Here is an 18,657-nt window from a genome sequence, read left to right as displayed (position 1 = left end):
GGGTTCAAACAATCAACGGCTTGAAGTGGCTTCTGTGGGAGCGGGCTTGCTCGCGAATGCGGCGTGTCAGTCACTGAATATTCAACTGAACCACCGCTATCGCAGGCAAGCCAGCTCCCACACTGGTTATGTATTGCCCACAGAATCAGCGCCCGGCGCAGATCCCCTGTGGGAGCGGACTTGCCCGCGAATGCGTTATACCCGTCAACATAGTCGGTGACTGACACCCTGTATTCGCGAGCAAGCCCGCTCCCACATAGGACTGTGTTTGGCCATGACACGCCCTTGGCATGGCCCCTCAGCGATCCGCCAGCGGCGGCAAGCGCCGTTTCACCGGGGTTTTCTTCACAATCGCCGTGTTGGTTTCGGCATAGCCATTGATCCGGTCCAGCAGGCTGTCCAACTGGTCCATGGTGCGCACATGCAGGCGGGCGATGAAGCAGTCCTCGCCAGTGACCTTGTCGCATTCGGTGAACTCGGGGATCGCCTGGATCTGGCGCTCCACTTCCTGCAATTTGCCGGGCAGGGGGCGGATGCGCACGATGGCTTGCAACAGGTAGCCGAAGTGCTTGGGGTCGATGTCGACGGTGTAGTGGGTCAGCACGCCGCGTTCCTCCAGGCGGCGCAGGCGTTCGCTGACGCTGGGCGAGGACAGCCCGGTGATGCCTGCCAGGGCTTTGAGGGACAGCCGCGAGTCGTCCATCAAGGCGGCGATGAGTTGCTGGTCGATGGTGTCGATCATGGCCTGTGCCTAATAAGAAAAGGTGAATTCGGGGTTTTGCCTTTTTTAGACGCTGTAGCCGTCGCGGACAGATTGCCATACTGGTGCTTCACTTGAGGAGCTTCAATCATGGATTCATCCATCCGTCGCGGGTCGTGGGAAATGGTCGCCGCCATGCTGATCTCGGGCAGCATTGGCTGGTTTGTGCTGGTGTCTGGCGTGTCGGTGATCGAGGTGGTGTTCTGGCGCTGCGTGATCGGCGCGCTGACACTGTTACTGGTGTGCGCCTGGCTGGGTTACCTGCGTGTAGACATGCTCAGTTGGGCAAAACTGGGGCTGGCCGTGCTCAGCGGCGTGGCCATTGTCGGCAACTGGCTGCTGCTGTTCGAATCCTATTCCCGGGCATCCATCGCTATCAGCACCGCGGTGTACAACGTGCAGCCGTTTATGTTGGTGGTGCTGGCGGCGGTGTTTCTTGGTGAAAAAATCACCGTGCAGAAACTGGCGTGGTTGAGCGTGGCGTTCCTGGGCATGTTGGCGATTGTCACCGCCCATGGCGAGCAAACCGGTGGCGGTGATTATCTGGTAGGCATCGCGCTGGCCCTGGGGGCGGCATTTTTGTATGCGATCGCTGCGCTGATCATCAAGCGCCTCAAGGAAATACCGCCACATTTGATGGCATTGATTCAGGTGGCCACTGGCGCTGTATTGTTGGCGCCGCTGGTGCCGTGGGATGGCCTGCCTGCGTCCACAAATGCCTGGGCTGCGCTGCTGACCTTGGGGGTGGTGCACACGGGTTTGATGTATGTGCTGCTGTATGGCGCGATCCAGAAATTGCCGACGGCCATTACCGGCGCACTGTCGTTCATCTACCCGATTGCGGCGATCTTTGTGGATTGGATTGCGTTCGGGCATCGCCTGGGGTGGCTGCAATGGCTGGGTGTGGCGGCGATTCTGCTGGCAGCGGCGGGGTTGCAGCGGGGCTGGTGGTGGCCCCGCAACCTCGGTAGGAGCGAGCTTGCTCGCGAAGAAGGTTAACGATGACGCAGCGCATCGGGGTGAAACGCGGCGTCAGATGAGGGTCAGTGCGTGCCTTGGTAGATAAGGTTTTCCGGGTTGAAATGCTCCACCGCACTGCCAGGCTGCGGCAGGCCGAGGATATGCCCCTTGATCTTGCCCACCACGTGCATTTCGCAGGGTTTGCAGTCGAACTTCAGGGTCAGCACTTCGTCGCCGTGGATCAACTGCATCGGCGCCACCTTAGTCTTCACCCCGGTCACCCCCTTGGCCTGTTTAGGGCACAGGTTGAACGAGAAACGCAGGCAGTGCTTGGTGATCATCACCGGCACTTCGCCGGTTTCTTCGTGGGCTTCGAAGGCCGCGTCGATCAGCTTTACGCCGTGACGATGGTAGAAGTCCCGGGCCTTCTGGTTGTAGACGTTGGCCAGGAACGACAGGTGCGCCTCGGGGTAAACCGGCGGCGGCGAGGTTTCAGCCTTGCGCCCGCCCCGAGGGTGCGCGGCGACGCGTGCGGCAGTCAGCGCTTCGATCACTTCACGGCGCAAGGCCTTGAGCTGCGAGTTGGGGATGAAGAACGCCTGCGGCGCATCCAGCTCGATGCGGGTGGCATGGTATTCGGTGGTGCCGAGTTGGCCGAGCAGGTCGCGCAGGGTGTCCAGCGCCTGTTCCGGCTTGTTGGCCACGCCAAACGGGCCGGGCAGGGTGACACTGGCGCTGATGCCTTCTTCGCTGGTCGCGGTGATTTGCAGCTGCTCTTCACGCAGGCGCGCGACCCATGACAAGCCGATACGGCGCTCGGCCGAGGTCTTGAGCAGGGCCTGTTGCCAGTTGTGGTCCAGGTTGCGATTGAGCGGGTGATGGGGGCGCAGTTGATGCAGGCCGGCCGGCATTTCGTTGGGCTCGACGCGGTAGCGGTAGCGCTTCTCACCGTCTTCCTCGAACTCACCCTTGGGCTCGGCGATATTGGCACGAAAGCCCACCACTTCACGCTTGATCAGCACATTCAGGCCGTCGCCGTTGGACAGCGGCTCATGGGTGACCACCTGCAAGTCGCGCTTGCCGGCTTTTTCCACGGTGCCCACGGGCAGGCCGGTGAAGGTCGGGGTGTCAAAGGCGCCGATGTCGATCTTGCGGTCGCTGACAAAGTAATCGGTGCTGCCACGGTGGAAGGTTTTTTCCGGGTCGGGCAGGAAGAAGTGCGCGGTACGGCCGCTGGAAGCGCGTGCCAGGTCCGGGCGGTCTTCGAGGATCTCGTCGAGGCGCTGGCGGTAGTAGGCGGTGATGTTCTTCACATAACCCATGTCCTTGTAGCGGCCTTCGATCTTGAACGAGCGCACGCCTGCTTCGACCAGGGCGCGCAGGTTGGCGCTCTGGTTGTTGTCTTTCATCGACAGCAGGTGCTTTTCAAAGGCTACAACGCGGCCTTGGTCATCTTTCAAGGTGTACGGCAGGCGGCAGGCCTGGGAGCAGTCGCCACGGTTGGCGCTGCGGCCATTTTGCGCGTGGGAGATATTGCACTGGCCGGAGAACGCTACACATAGGGCGCCGTGGATAAAGAACTCGATGGCGGCATCGGTCTCGTCGGCAATGGCGCGGATCTCTTGCAGGTTCAACTCGCGGGCCAATACCAACTGCGAGAACCCGGCCTGGTCGAGAAACCTGGCCCGGCCCAGGGTGCGGATGTCGGTCTGGGTGCTGGCGTGCAGCTCGATCGGTGGAATATCCAGCTCCATCACGCCCAGGTCTTGCACGATCAGCGCATCGACACCGGCATCGTAGAGCTGATGGATCAGCTTGCGTGCGGGCTCCAGCTCGTTGTCATGCAAGATGGTGTTGATGGTGGTGAAGACGCGCGCGTGGTAACGGCGGGCGAATTCCACCAGTTGAGCGATATCGCTCACCTCGTTACACGCATTATGGCGGGCGCCGAAGCTCGGCCCGCCGATATAAACGGCGTCGGCGCCGTGCAAGATAGCCTCGCGCGCAATGGCGACATCGCGGGCAGGGCTGAGCAATTCCAGGTGATGCTTGGGCAAGGACATAGTTTTTTTAGTCAGGCTTGTCACGGTTGAGGCGCGCATTGTAGCCGTGAAATGCCTGGGCGGCATCTACCGCAGGGCTGTCGGGCCACAGCGGCGATCCAAATGTGGGAGCTGGCTTGCCTGCGACGGCCATAGGTATCTACACAACGGTGCAGTTCGCCGCAGCCGCCGGTAACCACGATGCGAAGCGAGTCGCTCTTGATCTTGATCTGCTTTTGATCTCAGGCGCCCCGTTAAACCACGCTGGCCGGAATTCGACAGGGATTTGGGGGGTAAACCGGCAGGGATGCCGGTTTAGCCGCCCCGCGCCATGGATGGCGCGTGGCGGCGGCCCCCCAAATCACTGGCGGATTACGGGCACACCGAGCCTAAGCGAGGTGCCGAGTGGTGGGGCAAGAGCGTTTTGCTTACTTTTGCGCTTTTCAAAAGTGAGCCGCCGTCAGGGCGGAACCCTAAGTGGCCGTTACCTAAATAACGGATATGTACGCGCTCTGATCTAATATCCCAGTTGACTGCCAGGCCGTCTTCGCAGGCAAGCCAGCTCCCACATTTGGACTGCGGTGCGTCAGGTAGATAAGCATCGGCTCTCAGACCGTCGCGGGAGCAAGCTCCCTCACCACAGGTCCAGCGTCGCCAACGTTGTGTAGATACCTATGCTGCGTTGGCGATGGAACATTCACCACCGCTACCGCAGGCAAGCCCACCTTTTTGACCGCGTTCGACATTCCGATCAGATCGGCGCTAACGGCGCCACAGATTCAAGCCTTGGCAGCCATCGCCGTCACTTCCACGCGCATACCTTCCACCGCTAAGGCGGCAACGCCCACTGCTGCCCGCACTGGCCAGGGCTTGGCGAAAAAGCGCTTGTAGACCTCGTTGAACGCGGCACGGTCGGCCATGTCGGTGAGGTAAATAGTCAAGTGCATAACCCGGTCCATGGAGCTGCCGGCTTTTTCCAGCGCGACTTTCAGCGCTTGCAGGGTGCACTCGCTTTGCTGGGTGATATCGCCCAGCTCCAGGCTGCCATCGGCGCGGGTGGGAATCTGGGTGGAGACCAGGATGCCGTTGAAGCCGATCACGTCAGAGGAGATGGAATCGGCGTCCGGATCAGGGGTATAGGACAGGTCGTGGTTGGCCATGGGCACCTCGTGTTGGCAGGAACAGAAAGGTGCCATGGTCGGTGAAATTCACCCCTGGGGCAAACCCTGGCTCATCTCCAGCGTCGGAACAGCACGCTGGCGTTCACGCCGCCAAAGCCGAAGCCATTGGACAGCGCATATTCAATCGCCATGGGCCGCGCCTCACCACGCACCATGTCCAGGCCGTCGGCGAGGGTGTCCGGGTTTTCCAGGTTGAGTGTTATTGGCGCGATCTGGTCACGCAGGGCAAGCACGGTGAAAACCGCTTCGATGCCCCCCGCAGCACCGAGCAAGTGGCCGGTGGCGGATTTCGTCGAGCTGATCGCCGGGCTGCCGCCGGTACCAAATACCGTCTTGATCGCCGCCAGCTCGCCTTTGTCGCCCACAGGTGTGGAGGTTGCGTGGGCATTCAGGTACTGCACCTGCGACGCCTCGATACCCGCCTGGCGCAACGCTTGGGTCATTGCCCGGCGCGCACCGTCGCCGTCTTCAGGCCCTGCGGTCATGTGATAGGCGTCTGCGCTGGTGCCATAGCCCACCAGTTCAGCAATCGGCTGTGCGCCCCGCGCCAGGGCATGCTCCAGTTCTTCAATTACCAGAATGCCGGCGCCTTCGCCCATCACAAAGCCGTCGCGCGCCTGATCGAAGGGCCGCGAAGCACGCTGCGGGCTGTCATTGAAATCGCTGGACAACGCTCGCGCCGCGGCGAAGCCGGCCAGGCTGACGCGATGAATCGCCGCTTCGGCACCGCCGCATACCGCCACGTCGACTTCGCCGGCGCGGATCATTCGCGCTGCGTCGCCGATGGCCTGAACCCCGGCCGCACAGGCGGTCACCGGCGCGCCCAGAGGGCCTTTCAAGCCATAGTTGATCGACACATGCCCGGCAGCCATGTTGCTCAGAAACGATGGAATGGTGAAGGGCGACAAACGACGCGGGCCCTTGCTGTCGGTGGTGCGCACCGCATCGGCAATGGCCGGGAAACCACCGACACCGGAAGCGATGATGGTCGCCGTGCGTTCCTGCTCATCGAGCGTTTTGGGGTCCCACTTGGCCTGTTTCAGAGCTTCATCTGCTGCCGCTAGGGCGAACAGGATAAAGCGGTCCATTTTGCGCTGTTCCTTGGCGGCCAGCAGTCGATCAGGATCAAACCCGGCTTCGGGGTCTTGCAGCACGCTTTGCACCTGGCCGCCGATGCTGACCGCCAGATCACCGATCAATTCTTGCGGCAAACGACGGATGCCCGACTGCCCGTCCAGCAAGCGCTGCCAAGTGGATTCCACGCTCGACCCCAGCGGCGTCAGCGCGCCCATGCCTGTCACGACGATACGTTTACTCATGCTCAATCGACTCCTGTTGCTTGAAGGATACACAGCGTATGGACGTCACTATCATCATGAAAGTAACATGGCATCCTTCAAGTTTGTACTCGCACCCAGGAATACTTATGCAGCGCAAATCCCTCATCAGTGCCGAATGCCCCATCGCCCGTAGCCTTGAACGGGTAGGGGAGTGGTGGAGCATGTTGATCATGCGCGACGCCTTGCACGGCTTGCGCCGTTTTGACGAGTTCTCGCGCAGCCTGGGCATCGCGCCCAACATGCTGACGCGCCGCCTTAATGGCTTGGTGGACGCGGGAATGCTGGAGCGCTGCGCCTACAGCGAGCGACCGCCACGGTACGAATACGTGCCGACGGCCAGGGGCGAAGATTTTCGAATGGTGCTGATGGCTTTGGTGGCGTGGGGCAACCGGCATTACGCCGAGGAGGGCATCAGTGTCGAGGTGGTGGAACGCGAGACGGGCCGCCCGGTGCAGCCGATGATGGCGACGGCGCAAGGTGCGTGGGTGGCGATGGATCAGTGCGTGGTACAGCCCGGCCCGGCCGCCAGCGCAGGGATGCGCCAACGGCTGAACCGTGAGTGAGTGATTACTCTTTTACATCCATGAACTCTTCAGCCCACGCCACATAGCTCTCCGGCAAGGTGTAGGTGTGGGTCAATTCGGTTGCGCTGAGGTTCGAAGTGCTGTGGGTCAGCTGACGCTGGGCACGCAGGCTGTCGTAGGTGGCCTTGATCGCGGCGAAGTAGGCGCCATGGCCGGCCACCACGATGCGTACGCCCAGGCTGGCCAGGCGCTCGCTGTCGTGCAGTTGCGGGTTGCCGTAGGTCACCAGCATCAGGGGAACACTGAGGTTCTCTGCGATCTGCTCCAGGTGGTCGAAGTCCTTGACGCCGACCATGCAGATGCCGTCAGCACCGGCCTTTTCATAGGCCTTGGTACGCGCAATCACGTCGCTGGTGGGCAGCACGCCGGCGTTGGTGCGGGCAATGATCGACAGCGCCGGGTCGACACGTGCTTCCAGGGCAGCCTTGACCTTGCCGATGCCTTCTTCCACGGAAATCAGGTCGGTGGATTTACGCCCGAATTGCGCGGGCAAGAGCGTGTCTTCGATGGTCAGCGCCGCGACGCCGGCGCGTTCCAGTTCTTCGACGGTGCGCATCACGTTCAGGGCGTTGCCGTAGCCGTGGTCGGCGTCGGCAATGAACGGCAACTGGGCCACACGGCCGATACGGGTGGCTTGCTCGACGAACTCACTCAGGGTAATCAACGCAAAATCGGGGGCCGCCAGCACCTGCAGGGAGGCGACCGAGCCGCCCAGGATTCCCACTTCAAACCCCAGGTCGGCCGCGATGCGGGCAGACATGGGGTCGAATACGGAGGCGGTTTCAACGCAGATGGGCGTTGCCAGCAGGTCACGGAAGTTACGGCGTAGCGCTGAGTGAGAAATCTTGGGCATGGTCTTTCCTGGCTTTGGTCATCGTCAAGTGACGATCAATGTCTATTCGTGGTGCCGGGAGATTACCACGCAGATGCCCCTGTGATTATGACGTTTGAGCGGGGCAGGCTAACGAGCGACGACGCTGTATGTCTGGCCCAGGTCGCGGGCCCAGCCGTCGAGCACCGCCTTGACGTTGTCGACGGTCACCACTTGCCGGTCGTTGTCCAGGGGCGTGCCGGTGCCTTTGCGGACTATGGCGGCCACGACATCACCGGTCGAACCGTCTTCCAGGGACAGCTCCGTGGCGATCTCACTGTCCTGGTCGCGGATGCCGGCGGCGGTGCTCACGCCTGCTGCGACCAGGGTGATCGGCAGCCATTCATAGAACCGCAGGCCTTGGGTGCTGGTGGCAATGCGGGTGATGGCGGGCCGTACCGTCAGGGTGTCGGGGCCTGGCTTTGCGGCCAGGTACACGACTTTGCCCAGTTCCGAGCGCAGTACCAGGTCGTAGTAACCCGTCACGTGGGCGAGGGTGCTTTGGGGGATGCGAGCGCTGGGGGCAACGGCCGGGTAGAACTGGCTGGGCGCCAGGTAGACCTGCTTGTAGCGACCGCGCTTCAAGGCCGGGCTGATCCAACTCAAGATGGCCTCGCCCGAAGGGCTTTGTTGTGCTTGGAGCAGGCTGTAATCGTGTAGAAACCCGGTGTATCGCTCCGGTTCCACCGTTTTGCTGCTGCAGGCCGTGAGGCCCAGGGCGGCCGCCATCAAGAGCGACAGTGAGCACATGCGGGTCATCAATGGGTGGCCTGTTCGTTCAAGGTGTCGTGGGAAGACTCGATGTGCAACTGGCCATGGGTCATGATCCAGTGGACAAGCTCGGCGACGGGAATGGAATGGGCGTACTCGACCCAGCGCCCGGCGTCCGGGCTGTAGTGTTCGAAGTAGCGACGCAGCACGATACGGTCCAGGTCCGCGTTCAGCCCCAGGCACGACTCCTGAAACAACATCGGGCTATCCTGAGCGGGGGACGAGGTGCGCTGGCTCAGTACCAGTGGCCGTACGTCGCCCGCGGCCTGCTCGGTGTACCTGCTGCTCGAAACTTTCATAGGCATCTCCTTGAATGGAAGGCGTGCAGAATGCCGGACAGGTTTTGCCCAAAGATGTCCGGGTTGTGTCCGTGGCGAAGGAATGTTGCTCGATTGAAATAAATGACCAAGGCGCCGGAATGGTTTTAGATGTCTTTCTTTTTTTGGCTTGGGAACCTGTGAACGTGAGCAGACTGCTGATCGTCGATGACGACGTGGAAGTGCTGGCATTGCTGAAGAAGTTTTTCGTCCAGCACGCCTATGAAGCCGACGTGGCCGCCGACGGCGAGGCCATGTGGGCGGCCATCGCGCAGCAGCGGCCAGACACGATCATCCTCGACCTCATGTTGCCCGGCGAAGGCGGCCTCAGCCTCTGCCAGAAGGTACGGGCGCAGTTCGGCATTCCTATCATCATGCTCACGGCCATGGGCGAGCTGAGCGACCGCATTGTTGGCCTGGAACTGGGCGCTGACGACTACCTGACCAAACCCTTCGCCCCGCGCGAATTGCTGGCCCGCCTGCGTGCCGTGCAACGGCGTGCGGGGCAGGCAGTCAGTGCGGCCGACGAGCGTTCACGCCCGGTGATTGCCTTTGCCGGTTGGCACCTGGATATCACCTGTCGCGAACTGCGTTCGCCCGAGGGCGTCATGATCCCGCTGTCCGGTGGCGAGTTCGACCTGCTGGTCGTGTTTCTCGAGCACCCCCAGCGCATCCTCACCCGCGACCAATTGATCGACCTGACCCACGGCCAGGGCCACGACGCCTTTGACCGCAGTATCGATGTGCAGGTCAGCCGGCTGCGCCGCAAGATCGAGCCCGATTGCAAGCGCCCGGACCTGATCCGCACCGTGCGCAATGGCGGCTATCTGTTTACCGCCCCGGTGACCCGCTCATGATCCGCCGCCTGTTGCGCCGCGACACCCTGAATCGGCGGATCGCCCTGACCATTCTCGCCGCGATGCTCGCCTCACTGGCCCTCAACGCCTTGTTCGTGCAGGTGGCCGGGGTGTGGGCGCGTCCGCCCATCGACCGTACGGGGTTGCTTGAGCAGATGGCCGCGACACTGAAAGTGATCGAGGCCGCGCCTGCGCCGTTGCGCTCGCAGCTGGCGACAGCGGCCAGCGATACCCGCCTGCATGTGGCATGGCATACCGACCCTGCTGATTTCGGCCTGCCCAGCGGCGGCAACGTGCTACAAGCCGGCGAAGTCCCCGGGATACAGGCGTTGTTTGGCACCGGGCGCACCATTCAGGTGTACAGCCCGGACGATTGGCCGCGTGGCAGCCCCGACGCGCATTATGTGGCGCTGGTGCAGCTACTTGATGGCAGCTGGTTGTCCTTCATCCCGCCCGAACGCAGTTGGGGCCTGAGCGCCCCCACGCGGATTGCGGTGATCATCATCCTGGGGTTGATCGCCACCTTGCTGGTCGCCTGGGTCGCCACCCGGCAATTGGCTAAGCCGTTGCAGCGTTTCGCCAGCGCTGCCCGACGCTTCGGTGGCGATCTGCGCGCCCCGCCCATCGACATCGAAGGCCCCGACGAGATACGCCAGGCCACCATCGCCTTCAACGCCATGCAGGCGCAGATCCAGCACTTCATCGGCGAGCGCACCCATATGCTGGCGGCCATTTCCCATGACTTGCGCGCGCCTTTGACGCGGATGCGCCTGCGCTGCGAGTTCATGGAAGACCTGGACCATCAACACAAGCTGATTCGCGATGTCGAGGAAATGCAGTCGATGATCAACGCTGCGCTGGCGTTCTTCCGCGACGATACGGTGCTAGAGCACAGCACGGCATTCGATCTGTCTGAACTGCTGCAAACCATCATCGACGACTATCGCGACCAGCAACTGGTGGTCGACTTCCGAGGGCCGCCCCATCTGGTCTATCACGGCCGGCCACTGGGGCTTAAACGGGTGGTGGTCAACCTGCTGGAAAATGCTGCCAAGTACGCCCGGCACCCCAGCATTGCACTGAGTATTAATGACCAGAGCGTGTGCATCGAGGTCTGCGACGAGGGCCCGGGGATTCCCGAAGCGGACCTGGAGCGTGTATTCGACCCGTTCTTTCGCCTTGAGACCTCACGCAACCGCAATACCGGTGGGGTGGGGCTTGGGCTCTCGGCGGCACGGGCGATTGTGCGCGAGCAGGGCGGTGAACTGAGCCTGAGCAATCGACGTGGTTCGGGGTTGGTGGCCCGGGTTGAATTGCCGTGCTAGCGTGATGCGATATGCGCATTATTATTGAATTAGGTTATGCGTTATAAGTATTTTACATCCCGCCTTCAACACCGCAAAAATACCCCACACAACAAATGACCTTATAAAACCGAGACCGTGCGCGCGGATCGACTTGAATGCCCCACACGGCATCTGGAGACGAACGTGCGTTACCTCAAAACCCTGGCGGCCGGGTTGGCCGCCTCTTTGCTGTGCCTGACGGCGCAGGCGCAAACCCTGGTGGTCGGCGACCAGAGCTACAACGCCCAGGCCGTGATGGAAGCGGCGGGGGTGCTCGATGACCTGCCCTACACGCTGGACTGGAAGCAGTTCACGGCCGGGTCGCCGGTGGCCGAAGCGCTCAACGTCGGCAGCCTGGACCTGGGCCTGCTCGGGGATGCCCCGGTGCTGTTTTTGGGCGCTTTGGGCGCACCGATCAAGGTGATTGCCGTCAGCCGGCAAAATCTCGACGGCGTGGCCATCCTGGTGAAAAAGGACTCGTCGATCCACAGCCTGGCCGACCTTGCGGGCAAGCGCGCCGCGATCTGGAAGGGTTCTTGGAGCCAGCAACTGTTGCTGACCGCACTGGACAAGGCCGGGGTGGCGCGGGATTCGCTGCAATGGCGCTACCTCAGCGCCCTGGATGCCTCCCACGCGCTGGAAGGCGGTGCGGTTGACGTGATCGCCACCTGGGAGCCCTACGTCACGCAACAGGAACGCCAAGGTGCGCGGGTGCTGGCAACCGCTGAAGACTTGATCCCGGCCCAGAGTTTCATTGCCGCCAACGCCAGTGCTGTGGAGGCCAAGCGTGAACCCATCAGCGACTTTCTCCAGCGCCTGAAAAAAGCCCGCGACTGGGCCCGCCAAAGCCCGGCCAACGCCAACGCGTATGCCGATGCCTGGGCCAAGCGCACCCGCGCGGATGCCGACATTGCCCGCGTCTGGTTTGCCCGCGCGCGCACCTCCGTCGAGCCGCTGACGCCCCAGGCGCCCATCGAGGCGCAAAAGACCGTGGACTTTTTTGCCGGCCTGGGCCTGGTCAAGTCTTACTCGGCCGCCACGTTGTTCGACCCTTCATTCGCGGCCGCCTTGCAGCCCGCCGTCGCCACCACCCAGCCCTGAACGCTTGAAGGACTACTGCGCAATGACTAAACGACAGCTCAAACTTGGCGCCCTGACCATGGGCTGCGGTGGGCCGGGCCGCCATAACCTGTGGCTTGACCCGCAATTGCCGGCCGATGCCAGCGTCAACGTCGACTGGTACATCCAGATAGCACGCCAGGCCGAGGCGGCATGGTTCGACCTGATGTTTATCGTCGACAGCCAGTTCATCACCGAAGGTTCGCCGTCCCATTACCTCAATCGCCTGGAGCCGCTGACCTTGCTGTCGGCACTGGCCGTGAGCACGCGGCATATCGGCCTGGTCGGTACACTGACCACCTCGTATAACTCGCCGTATAACGTCGCCCGGCGCCTGGCCTCCCTGGACCTGATCAGCAAAGGCCGCGCCGGCTGGAACGTGGTGACCAGTGGCGATGCCGGTACCGCTGGCAATTACAGCCGCGACGAACATTACGACTACGCCACCCGCTATGGTCGCGCCGCCGAACACGTTCAGGTGGTACAGGGGTTGTGGAACTCCTACGAAGACGATGCGTTTGTGCGCAACCGTGCCACTGGGCAGTTTCTCGACCCGAGCAAGCTGCACAGCCTGAATCACCAGGGCGAACATTTCTCGGTGGTGGGCCCGCTGAATATCCAGCGCTCGCCCCAAGGCCAGCCGGTGATTTTCCAGGCCGGTGACTCCGAACAAGGCCGCGAGCTGGGCGCCGCCACCGCCGATGTGATCTTCACCCACGCGGCCAGTCTCGAGCAGGGCCAGGCGTTTTACCGGGATATCAAGGGCAGGGCGGTACAACGGGGGCGTGATCCTGAGCAGTTACTGATCATGCCCGGTGCGGAAATCTATGTGGGCGACACCGATGCCCATGCCCGGGAAATCGAACAGCACTACCATCAGGTGGACCATAGTTTTGCGTTGGCACTCAAGGAGTTCGGGCGCAATTTTGGCTGGCATGATTTCAGCCAATACGACCTGGACGCGCCGTTCCCGCAAGAGAGCCTGGAGGCCGCGCGCAGCAGTTTTTTCACCGCAGCCAAACGCATCGCCGACCAGGCCCGGGAAAAGGGCTTTACCCTACGCCAGGCCGTCGAATTTGGCCGGCAATTGCGCCCAGGCGCGTTCGTCGGCAGCGCCGCCACGGTGGCGCAGAAGATGGCGGATTGGTTCGAGGCCCGGGCCGTGGATGGGTTCAATATCTACATCGGGCACCCTGGGCAATTTGATCGTTTTACTCAGGAGGTGATTCCGCTGCTGCAAGAGCGCGGTGTTTATCGTACGGCCTACGAGGGCTCGACCTTGCGTGAAAGCCTGGGCTTGGCGATTCCGAGGTTCCAGCGCTACCCCTCATAGTAAGGGCTGGTTTTGCGGGGTTGCGTTAACTGCCCCATTTCGCATAACTGCTGTGCCGTCACAGGCATTAATCGGCCAGCGCGCAATGCCTATAGTCCACTCACCACATACCGCGCGTTCATACGCGCTGCGCGATCCAGCCCAAGACTGAGGTGAGCCTGATGAACCGTGAATTCGACCCCGCACTGACGGATATCAACCAAGTCGACGCCGAGTACTTCGAGTACAGCAAGGCGGCGAACCCCATCAGTGCCAATCTGATTTCCCGCATTCCCTACCACAGCTTTCCCGCCTCGCTGTATGACAGTGGCCCCTCGCGCGTGGTACCGCTGGACCTCAGCGAGGCCTTGGGCTGCGAAGGCCCTGCGACAGGTCCCGGGTTATGCGCGAACTTCATGCGCCTTAACCGTGGCGACACGCTGACGCAGCAACCCAACGCCACCTCCCAGGTGTTCTACGTGATCGCCGGGGAGGGCAGCGTGATTCAGGGCGAGTATGAGATTCAATGGTCCAAGGGCTGCTTTATTGCCCTGCCGGGGTTACAGCAGGCGCACTTCAGTGCCCGCGAGGATGCGCGTCTTTACTATGTGCACGATGAGCCGTTGCTGCGTTACCTGGGGGTGACACCCAGTGCCGACCGCTTTGCACCAACCCTGTACCCGGCAGCACTGGCCAACGCGAAGTTGCGTGAAGCAGCCGATGACCCCAGGGCCCAGGACCGCAGCCGCATCAGTATCCTGTTGGGTAACCGCCACTTTCCGCAGACGCGCACGGTGACCCACGTATTGTGGGCCATGTACGGGATTCTGCCGGCAGGATCGGTGCAGAAACCCCATCGGCATCAGTCGATTGCACTGGACTTCATTATCGATTGCCCCAAGGGCTGTTATTCCTTGGTGGGCACTGAGCTTGAGGCGGACGGGCAAATCCGTAACCCGCAACGGGTCGACTGGTCACCCGGCCTGGCGTTTGTCACGCCACCGGGTTATTGGCATGCGCATTTTAATGAATCAGATAGCGAGGCGTTCCTGATCCCGATTCAGGATGCCGGGCTGCAAACTTACTTGCGCGCGTTGGATATTCGCTTCAGTTGAGTCACTTCCAGTCCGGTGTCTCGCCCAGTCGTTCAACGATAAAGTCGATAAAACATCGGACCTTGGACGACACAATGCGCTTGGGGGGGTAGACAAACCACACCGCAAACGCCCGCTCCACGCCTTGGATGTGCCACTCCGGTAGCCACACTACCAAGTCGCCGGCCTCGACACTTCGCGCCACCAGCCAGTCGGGCAACAGCGCAAAGCCCAGGCCTTGGCGCACGGCGATCAGTTGCGCGTCCAGGTCATTGATTCGAATAACGCTGTCATGCAGCAGCGGGAACGCGCGGCCGGCGGATACAAAACTGATATCGCCCGTAATAGCCGTGCCCAACACCGCAGGCACACCGGCCAGGTCCGTGGGCGTGGACGGAGGAGGGTGCTGCATGCCAAACGCCGGGCTGACCACCAAGCGGTAATGGCCGTCGCTGAGCTTGCGTGCCTTGAGCGTCGAATCGGCCAGCTCGCCAATGCGGATGGCTAAATCGACGCCGGCATGAATCAAGTTGACCTGGGTGTTATCCAGCACCAGTTCCACGCTGATTTGCGGGTAACGCACCAGAAAGTCATTCAACGCCGGCAGGATGTGATGGCGAGCAAACGCCGGTGGCAGGTTGAGTTTCAGCACGCCCCGAGGATGCTGGTTCAGCGCAGACGTGGCGGCCTTGGCGTGTTCCAGTTCATCCAGCACCCTGCGTGCGTGTATCAGGAAGGTCTGGCCGCCTTCGGTCAGATGCAGCGTGCGTGTGGAGCGGTTGAACAGCGCGATGCCCAAGTCCTGCTCAAGGTCCTTCACGTAGCGCGAGACCGTTGAGGCCTTGATGCCCAAGCGCTCGGCGGCGCGGGAGAAGTTGTTGCCTTCGGCGGCTTCGATAAAGGCGGTGAGGGCGGTGAAGTAGTCCAAGGGCAGCCTCAGGGCAGGGCGGTGAGAGGTGCAGGTTGTTGAGTTTTGGCGGGGGCTGTCAACTCGAACAGGCAGCGCGCTTTGCTGACACAAGATTGATCTCGATCAGGTGACCCCGCTGGCCCGCTCTATAACCTTGGGCGCTTATCGATGGCCAGGGACGGCTCAACGAGCAGCTCTGGTCGCACATTCTCAAGGAAGAGTCAGCCATGCGATCACTGAAGATCCTGTTGTTATCATCGGCATTCAACGGTTTAACCCAACGGGCCTGGCTGGATCTGCGCCAAGCGGGTCACGACCCCAGCGTTGTGGTGTTCACCGATCAAGCCACCGTGTGCCAGCAGGTGGAGGCGTCCGGCGCCGACCTGGTGATCTGCCCGTTTCTGAAGGACCGTGTGCCGCACCAACTGTGGAGCCACCCCCAGCGCCCGGTGGTGATCATCCATCCGGGCATCGTCGGTGACCGTGGCGCCAGTGCGCTGGATTGGGCCATCACCCAGCAGGCCAGCCGTTGGGGCGTCACCGCCTTGCAAGCGGTGGAGGAAATGGACGCAGGGCCGATATGGTCCACGTGTGAATTCGACATGCCCGACCAGGTGCGCAAATCCGAGCTGTACAACGGCCTGGTGAGCGACGCCGCGATGGTTTGCATCCGTGACGTCGTGGCGAAATTCGCCAAGGGCTTCGTGCCGACACCGCTCGATTACACCCAACCCAGTGTCATCGGACGCTTGCAGCCGAACATGACCCAGGCTGACCGCACCTTCAGTTGGTTCGATTGCGCAGCCTTTATCAAGCGCAGCATCGACGCTGCCGATGGCCAGCCCGGCGTGCTGGCGAGCCTGTTGGGCGGTCAGTATTACGTCTACGACGCGCACTTGGACGCCCGCCAGGGCACCCCGGGAGAAATCCTCGCGGTACAGGACGACGCCGTGTTGGTGGCGGCTGGAGATCACAGCCTGTGGATCGGCTCGCTCAAGCCCAAAGGCCCAGAGACCTTCAAGCTGCCAGCACGGCATGTTCTGGCGCAACGGCTGGCCGGCGTTCCAGTGCTGGACAGTTCAATCGCCCGCCAGGCGTTCAACGAGCGGGTCTATCAACCGATTCGCTACCAAGAGTTCGGCCACATCGGCGAACTGACGTTCGAGTTCTACAACGGCGCCATGAGCACCGAACAATGCCAGCGGCTGGTGGCTGCGTTACGCTGGGCCAAGGCGCGAGACACCCACGTGTTGCTGATCAAGGGCGGGCGCGGCAGCTTTTCCAATGGCGTTCACCTCAACGTCATCCAGGCCGCCGACGTGCCGGGGCTGGAAGCCTGGGCCAACATTCAAGCCATCGACGATGTATGCCTGGAGCTGCTCACCGCCAGGCAACTGGTGATCAGCGGCCTGACCGGCAGCGCAGGCGCAGGCGGCGTCATGCTGGCGCTGGCCGCCGACATTGTAATGGCCCGCGAAGGTGTGGTGCTCAACCCGCACTACAAAACCATGGGGCTCTACGGTTCCGAATACTGGACCTATAGCCTGCCACGGGCCGTGGGCAGTGAAATCGCGCATAAACTCACTGAAGAATGCTTGCCCATCAGTGCCATTCAGGCCCAGCAATACGGCATGGTCCAGGCCATCGGCCCGCGTTGCCCACAGGCATTTGGCTTGTGGCTTTTGCAACAGGCCGACAGTGCATTGACCGATGATAAGTACCTTTACGCACGCACACGCAAAGCCACGCTGGAGACTCAGCAAGTTGAACGCTGTCGCGAGCAGGAACTGGCACAGATGCGTTTGGATATGGTGGACAACCGCCAGCAGTTTGCCGAGAAGTGTCGCAACTTCGTGTTTAAACGCAAAACCTGCCAGACCCCGCAGCGGTTGATTGCGCCGTGGGCGTTGAAGTACGAGGCTGGCGTGCCGCAAAGCCGGATGCTGAATGACTGACTGTCAACGCGGGGAGGGCGCGGCGGCCAGCCCAGCCTCGCATTGGGCAATAGGGTTGCCCATAATGGAGGCCCACTCGCCCAACCGCACAGACCCCGAGGCCCCATGGAACTGCACAACCTGAACGATAACGCAGCGCTCGTATGACTCGGGCGCTGTTTATTTCGTTGGATGGGCCCAAGGGCACCGGCAAAACCACGCTGTTGGAGGCCGTTACGACAGCATTGAGGGCCGACAATAAAAAGGTCGTCCGACTGTGCGAGCGCAAGAGCGATCCCTATCGAGCGCAAACGATGGCGCTGGTTAACAAATTCGCCAGAGACCCCAGTCGGGATCTGGAACTTGAGGTGTGTGAGCGCTTCGCTGACAGCCGCAGCTGGATTACCCAGCACGTACTGGCCGCACAGCCACCTGACAGCATCATCCTGATGGATCGCTGGTACCCGTCTGATGCCGCGTTTCGTCGATTGATACCCTTTGCAGAGATTCTTGAGCTGAACATTGATCGACAGGTGCAAGTGCCGGATCTTCATGTGGGGGTTGTCACCGCGGCACAAATATCCTGGGCGCGGGCGGCAGCACGACGGCGCGGGCTGAGCAGTACGGTGATGTCTAAGCTGGCGGAGCAAGTTGTGTGTACTGAGGCGTTTGAGCGAGCGGCTTTGGGGCAGGGGTGGGTGATGTGTCGCAATGAAGGGACGATTGAAGAGGCGATGAGACGGGTGGTTTCGCAGATATATAAAGTCCTTTGATCTACTTTGATCTGGACCAAGTGAGGTTCATCAATTTGAACTAATCACTAAGCCTGTCCACCTAACGCTTTGCACGTTGCCTCAAGCCCAGGTTTTCCTGGGCTACCCAATGACACACGAAGGTTTGGTTAATCATGAAGAGCGAACAGGTAGAAGGCGTTGTTGAAAAGGTTGCTGGCAAAGCGCAGAGCGCAGTCGGGAAGCTTTTTGGTGATTCGAAGTTGGAAGCTGAGGGCGCTGGACGCCAGGCTGCCGGTCAGCTGACGCAAACTTATGGCGACGCACTGGACAGCGTTTCTACATTCGTTAAAGAGAAGCCGGTTGCTGCACTGGCAATCGGAGCGGTTGCTCTATTGGTGCTGAAGAAATTGCTTAGTCGCTGAACATCAGTAGCTTCTATAAGATTTGCCTCGTACTCCTTGGAGTTCCGCGCCGGGAGGTACGAGGGGGGTAAGCCGTAACCCTTAAACCAAAGCCCTTATATTT

General features: G+C 61.4%; 18 protein-coding genes. 10 read left to right on the top strand and 8 right to left on the bottom strand.

Annotated elements, in window-relative coordinates:
• Positions 1-298: 298 nt before the first annotated feature.
• The gene (locus CRN80_RS23970) at positions 299-742 is read right to left on the bottom strand and encodes an Lrp/AsnC family transcriptional regulator (RefSeq protein ID WP_098951521.1); all 444 of its coding nucleotides are present in this window, start codon (positions 740-742) and stop codon (positions 299-301) included.
• Positions 743-850: 108 nt separating this feature from the next.
• On the opposite strand from CRN80_RS23970, the gene CRN80_RS23965 reads away from it, so the two are divergent.
• Positions 851-1,759 (top strand): DMT family transporter, encoded by a 909-nt coding sequence (locus tag CRN80_RS23965; protein WP_098951519.1) that lies wholly within the window; start codon positions 851-853, stop codon positions 1,757-1,759.
• A gap of 44 nt (positions 1,760-1,803) precedes the next feature.
• Here the strand turns inward: CRN80_RS23965 and CRN80_RS23960 are convergent, their stop codons facing one another.
• The 3 genes from CRN80_RS23960 to fabF all read right to left on the bottom strand — a co-directional run bounded on the left by CRN80_RS23960 (position 1,804) and on the right by fabF (position 6,262).
• Positions 1,804-3,783 carry a U32 family peptidase gene (locus CRN80_RS23960; RefSeq protein WP_019820074.1) on the bottom strand — a complete coding sequence of 660 codons (1,980 nt, stop codon included), beginning with the start codon at positions 3,781-3,783 and terminating at the stop codon, positions 1,804-1,806.
• A 758-nt stretch (positions 3,784-4,541) separates the two neighbouring features.
• Positions 4,542-4,922 (bottom strand): RidA family protein, encoded by a 381-nt coding sequence (locus tag CRN80_RS23955; protein WP_003191178.1) that lies wholly within the window; start codon positions 4,920-4,922, stop codon positions 4,542-4,544.
• A 71-nt stretch (positions 4,923-4,993) separates the two neighbouring features.
• Positions 4,994-6,262: a beta-ketoacyl-ACP synthase II gene (gene fabF, locus CRN80_RS23950; protein ID WP_098951517.1), complete on the bottom strand. Its 1,269-nt coding sequence runs from the start codon at positions 6,260-6,262 to the stop codon at positions 4,994-4,996.
• A 107-nt stretch (positions 6,263-6,369) separates the two neighbouring features.
• Here fabF and CRN80_RS23945 point away from each other — a divergent pair, with 107 nt between their 5' ends.
• Complete coding sequence (locus CRN80_RS23945) at positions 6,370-6,846, top strand: helix-turn-helix domain-containing protein (protein WP_098951515.1); 477 nt, start codon at positions 6,370-6,372, stop codon at positions 6,844-6,846.
• A 4-nt stretch (positions 6,847-6,850) separates the two neighbouring features.
• On the opposite strand, the gene CRN80_RS23940 is transcribed toward CRN80_RS23945, so the two are convergent.
• The 3 genes from CRN80_RS23940 to CRN80_RS23930 form a co-directional block, all read right to left on the bottom strand.
• The gene (locus CRN80_RS23940; protein WP_003191182.1) at positions 6,851-7,720 is read right to left on the bottom strand and encodes an oxaloacetate decarboxylase; all 870 of its coding nucleotides are present in this window, start codon (positions 7,718-7,720) and stop codon (positions 6,851-6,853) included.
• A gap of 108 nt (positions 7,721-7,828) precedes the next feature.
• The gene (locus tag CRN80_RS23935; RefSeq protein ID WP_098951514.1) at positions 7,829-8,497 is read right to left on the bottom strand and encodes a DUF3313 domain-containing protein; all 669 of its coding nucleotides are present in this window, start codon (positions 8,495-8,497) and stop codon (positions 7,829-7,831) included.
• Positions 8,497-8,808, bottom strand: coding sequence for a hypothetical protein (locus CRN80_RS23930; RefSeq protein WP_032897365.1), 312 nt, complete (start codon positions 8,806-8,808; stop codon positions 8,497-8,499). Before CRN80_RS23930 ends, CRN80_RS23935 begins: the two co-directional genes overlap by 1 nt.
• A gap of 119 nt (positions 8,809-8,927) precedes the next feature.
• Between CRN80_RS23930 and CRN80_RS23925 the strand changes: the two genes are divergently transcribed.
• The 5 genes from CRN80_RS23925 to CRN80_RS23905 all read left to right on the top strand — a co-directional run bounded on the left by CRN80_RS23925 (position 8,928) and on the right by CRN80_RS23905 (position 14,575).
• Positions 8,928-9,683 (top strand): response regulator, encoded by a 756-nt coding sequence (locus CRN80_RS23925; RefSeq protein ID WP_098951512.1) that lies wholly within the window; start codon positions 8,928-8,930, stop codon positions 9,681-9,683.
• A complete protein-coding gene (locus CRN80_RS23920; RefSeq protein WP_098951511.1) occupies positions 9,680-11,008 on the top strand; it encodes an ATP-binding protein in 1,329 nt (442 codons plus the stop codon). The genes CRN80_RS23925 and CRN80_RS23920 overlap by 4 nt, the downstream gene beginning before the upstream one ends.
• Before the next feature lie 165 nt (positions 11,009-11,173).
• Complete coding sequence (locus tag CRN80_RS23915) at positions 11,174-12,130, top strand: ABC transporter substrate-binding protein (RefSeq protein WP_098951509.1); 957 nt, start codon at positions 11,174-11,176, stop codon at positions 12,128-12,130.
• A 22-nt stretch (positions 12,131-12,152) separates the two neighbouring features.
• Entirely contained in the window at positions 12,153-13,481 is a 1,329-nt protein-coding gene (locus CRN80_RS23910; protein ID WP_098951507.1) for an LLM class flavin-dependent oxidoreductase, read from the top strand.
• 161 nt (positions 13,482-13,642) lie between these two features.
• Complete coding sequence (locus tag CRN80_RS23905; protein ID WP_032897354.1) at positions 13,643-14,575, top strand: cupin; 933 nt, start codon at positions 13,643-13,645, stop codon at positions 14,573-14,575.
• Position 14,576: 1 nt separating this feature from the next.
• On the opposite strand, the gene CRN80_RS23900 is transcribed toward CRN80_RS23905, so the two are convergent.
• Complete coding sequence (locus CRN80_RS23900) at positions 14,577-15,482, bottom strand: LysR family transcriptional regulator (RefSeq protein ID WP_098951506.1); 906 nt, start codon at positions 15,480-15,482, stop codon at positions 14,577-14,579.
• A 209-nt stretch (positions 15,483-15,691) separates the two neighbouring features.
• On the opposite strand from CRN80_RS23900, the gene CRN80_RS23895 reads away from it, so the two are divergent.
• The 3 genes from CRN80_RS23895 to CRN80_RS23885 all read left to right on the top strand — a co-directional run bounded on the left by CRN80_RS23895 (position 15,692) and on the right by CRN80_RS23885 (position 18,554).
• Positions 15,692-17,419, top strand: coding sequence for a hydrogenase maturation protein (locus CRN80_RS23895; RefSeq protein WP_098951504.1), 1,728 nt, complete (start codon positions 15,692-15,694; stop codon positions 17,417-17,419).
• 143 nt (positions 17,420-17,562) lie between these two features.
• Positions 17,563-18,171: a dTMP kinase gene (locus CRN80_RS23890; protein ID WP_098951502.1), complete on the top strand. Its 609-nt coding sequence runs from the start codon at positions 17,563-17,565 to the stop codon at positions 18,169-18,171.
• Between the two features lie 134 nt (positions 18,172-18,305).
• Entirely contained in the window at positions 18,306-18,554 is a 249-nt protein-coding gene (locus tag CRN80_RS23885) for a CsbD family protein (protein ID WP_032897344.1), read from the top strand.
• Positions 18,555-18,657: the final 103 nt, after the last annotated feature.

It is taken from the genome of Pseudomonas sp. FDAARGOS_380 (assembly GCF_002591235.1).
GTDB classification, from domain to species: domain Bacteria; phylum Pseudomonadota; class Gammaproteobacteria; order Pseudomonadales; family Pseudomonadaceae; genus Aquipseudomonas; species Aquipseudomonas salmasensis.
This window is presented reverse-complemented; position numbering and strand designations above follow the sequence as displayed.

Excerpts from the sequence above, each read along its gene's own strand:
- CRN80_RS23940 (WP_003191182.1), bottom strand. The coding sequence starts at position 7,720 with ATGCCCAAGATTTCTCACTCAGCGCTACGCCGTAACTTCCGTGACCTG.
- CRN80_RS23960 (WP_019820074.1), bottom strand. The coding sequence starts at position 3,783 with ATGTCCTTGCCCAAGCATCACCTGGAATTGCTCAGCCCTGCCCGCGAT.
- CRN80_RS23920 (WP_098951511.1), top strand. The coding sequence starts at position 9,680 with ATGATCCGCCGCCTGTTGCGCCGCGACACCCTGAATCGGCGGATCGCC.
- CRN80_RS23945 (WP_098951515.1), top strand. The coding sequence starts at position 6,370 with ATGCAGCGCAAATCCCTCATCAGTGCCGAATGCCCCATCGCCCGTAGC.
- CRN80_RS23970 (WP_098951521.1), bottom strand. The coding sequence starts at position 742 with ATGATCGACACCATCGACCAGCAACTCATCGCCGCCTTGATGGACGAC.
- CRN80_RS23925 (WP_098951512.1), top strand. The coding sequence starts at position 8,928 with ATGGTTTTAGATGTCTTTCTTTTTTTGGCTTGGGAACCTGTGAACGTG.
- CRN80_RS23935 (WP_098951514.1), bottom strand. The coding sequence starts at position 8,497 with ATGACCCGCATGTGCTCACTGTCGCTCTTGATGGCGGCCGCCCTGGGC.
- CRN80_RS23895 (WP_098951504.1), top strand. The coding sequence starts at position 15,692 with ATGCGATCACTGAAGATCCTGTTGTTATCATCGGCATTCAACGGTTTA.
- CRN80_RS23965 (WP_098951519.1), top strand. The coding sequence starts at position 851 with ATGGATTCATCCATCCGTCGCGGGTCGTGGGAAATGGTCGCCGCCATG.
- CRN80_RS23885 (WP_032897344.1), top strand. The coding sequence starts at position 18,306 with ATGAAGAGCGAACAGGTAGAAGGCGTTGTTGAAAAGGTTGCTGGCAAA.
- CRN80_RS23890 (WP_098951502.1), top strand. The coding sequence starts at position 17,563 with ATGACTCGGGCGCTGTTTATTTCGTTGGATGGGCCCAAGGGCACCGGC.
- CRN80_RS23955 (WP_003191178.1), bottom strand. The coding sequence starts at position 4,922 with ATGGCCAACCACGACCTGTCCTATACCCCTGATCCGGACGCCGATTCC.
- CRN80_RS23930 (WP_032897365.1), bottom strand. The coding sequence starts at position 8,808 with ATGAAAGTTTCGAGCAGCAGGTACACCGAGCAGGCCGCGGGCGACGTA.
- CRN80_RS23905 (WP_032897354.1), top strand. The coding sequence starts at position 13,643 with ATGAACCGTGAATTCGACCCCGCACTGACGGATATCAACCAAGTCGAC.
- fabF (WP_098951517.1), bottom strand. The coding sequence starts at position 6,262 with ATGAGTAAACGTATCGTCGTGACAGGCATGGGCGCGCTGACGCCGCTG.
- CRN80_RS23910 (WP_098951507.1), top strand. The coding sequence starts at position 12,153 with ATGACTAAACGACAGCTCAAACTTGGCGCCCTGACCATGGGCTGCGGT.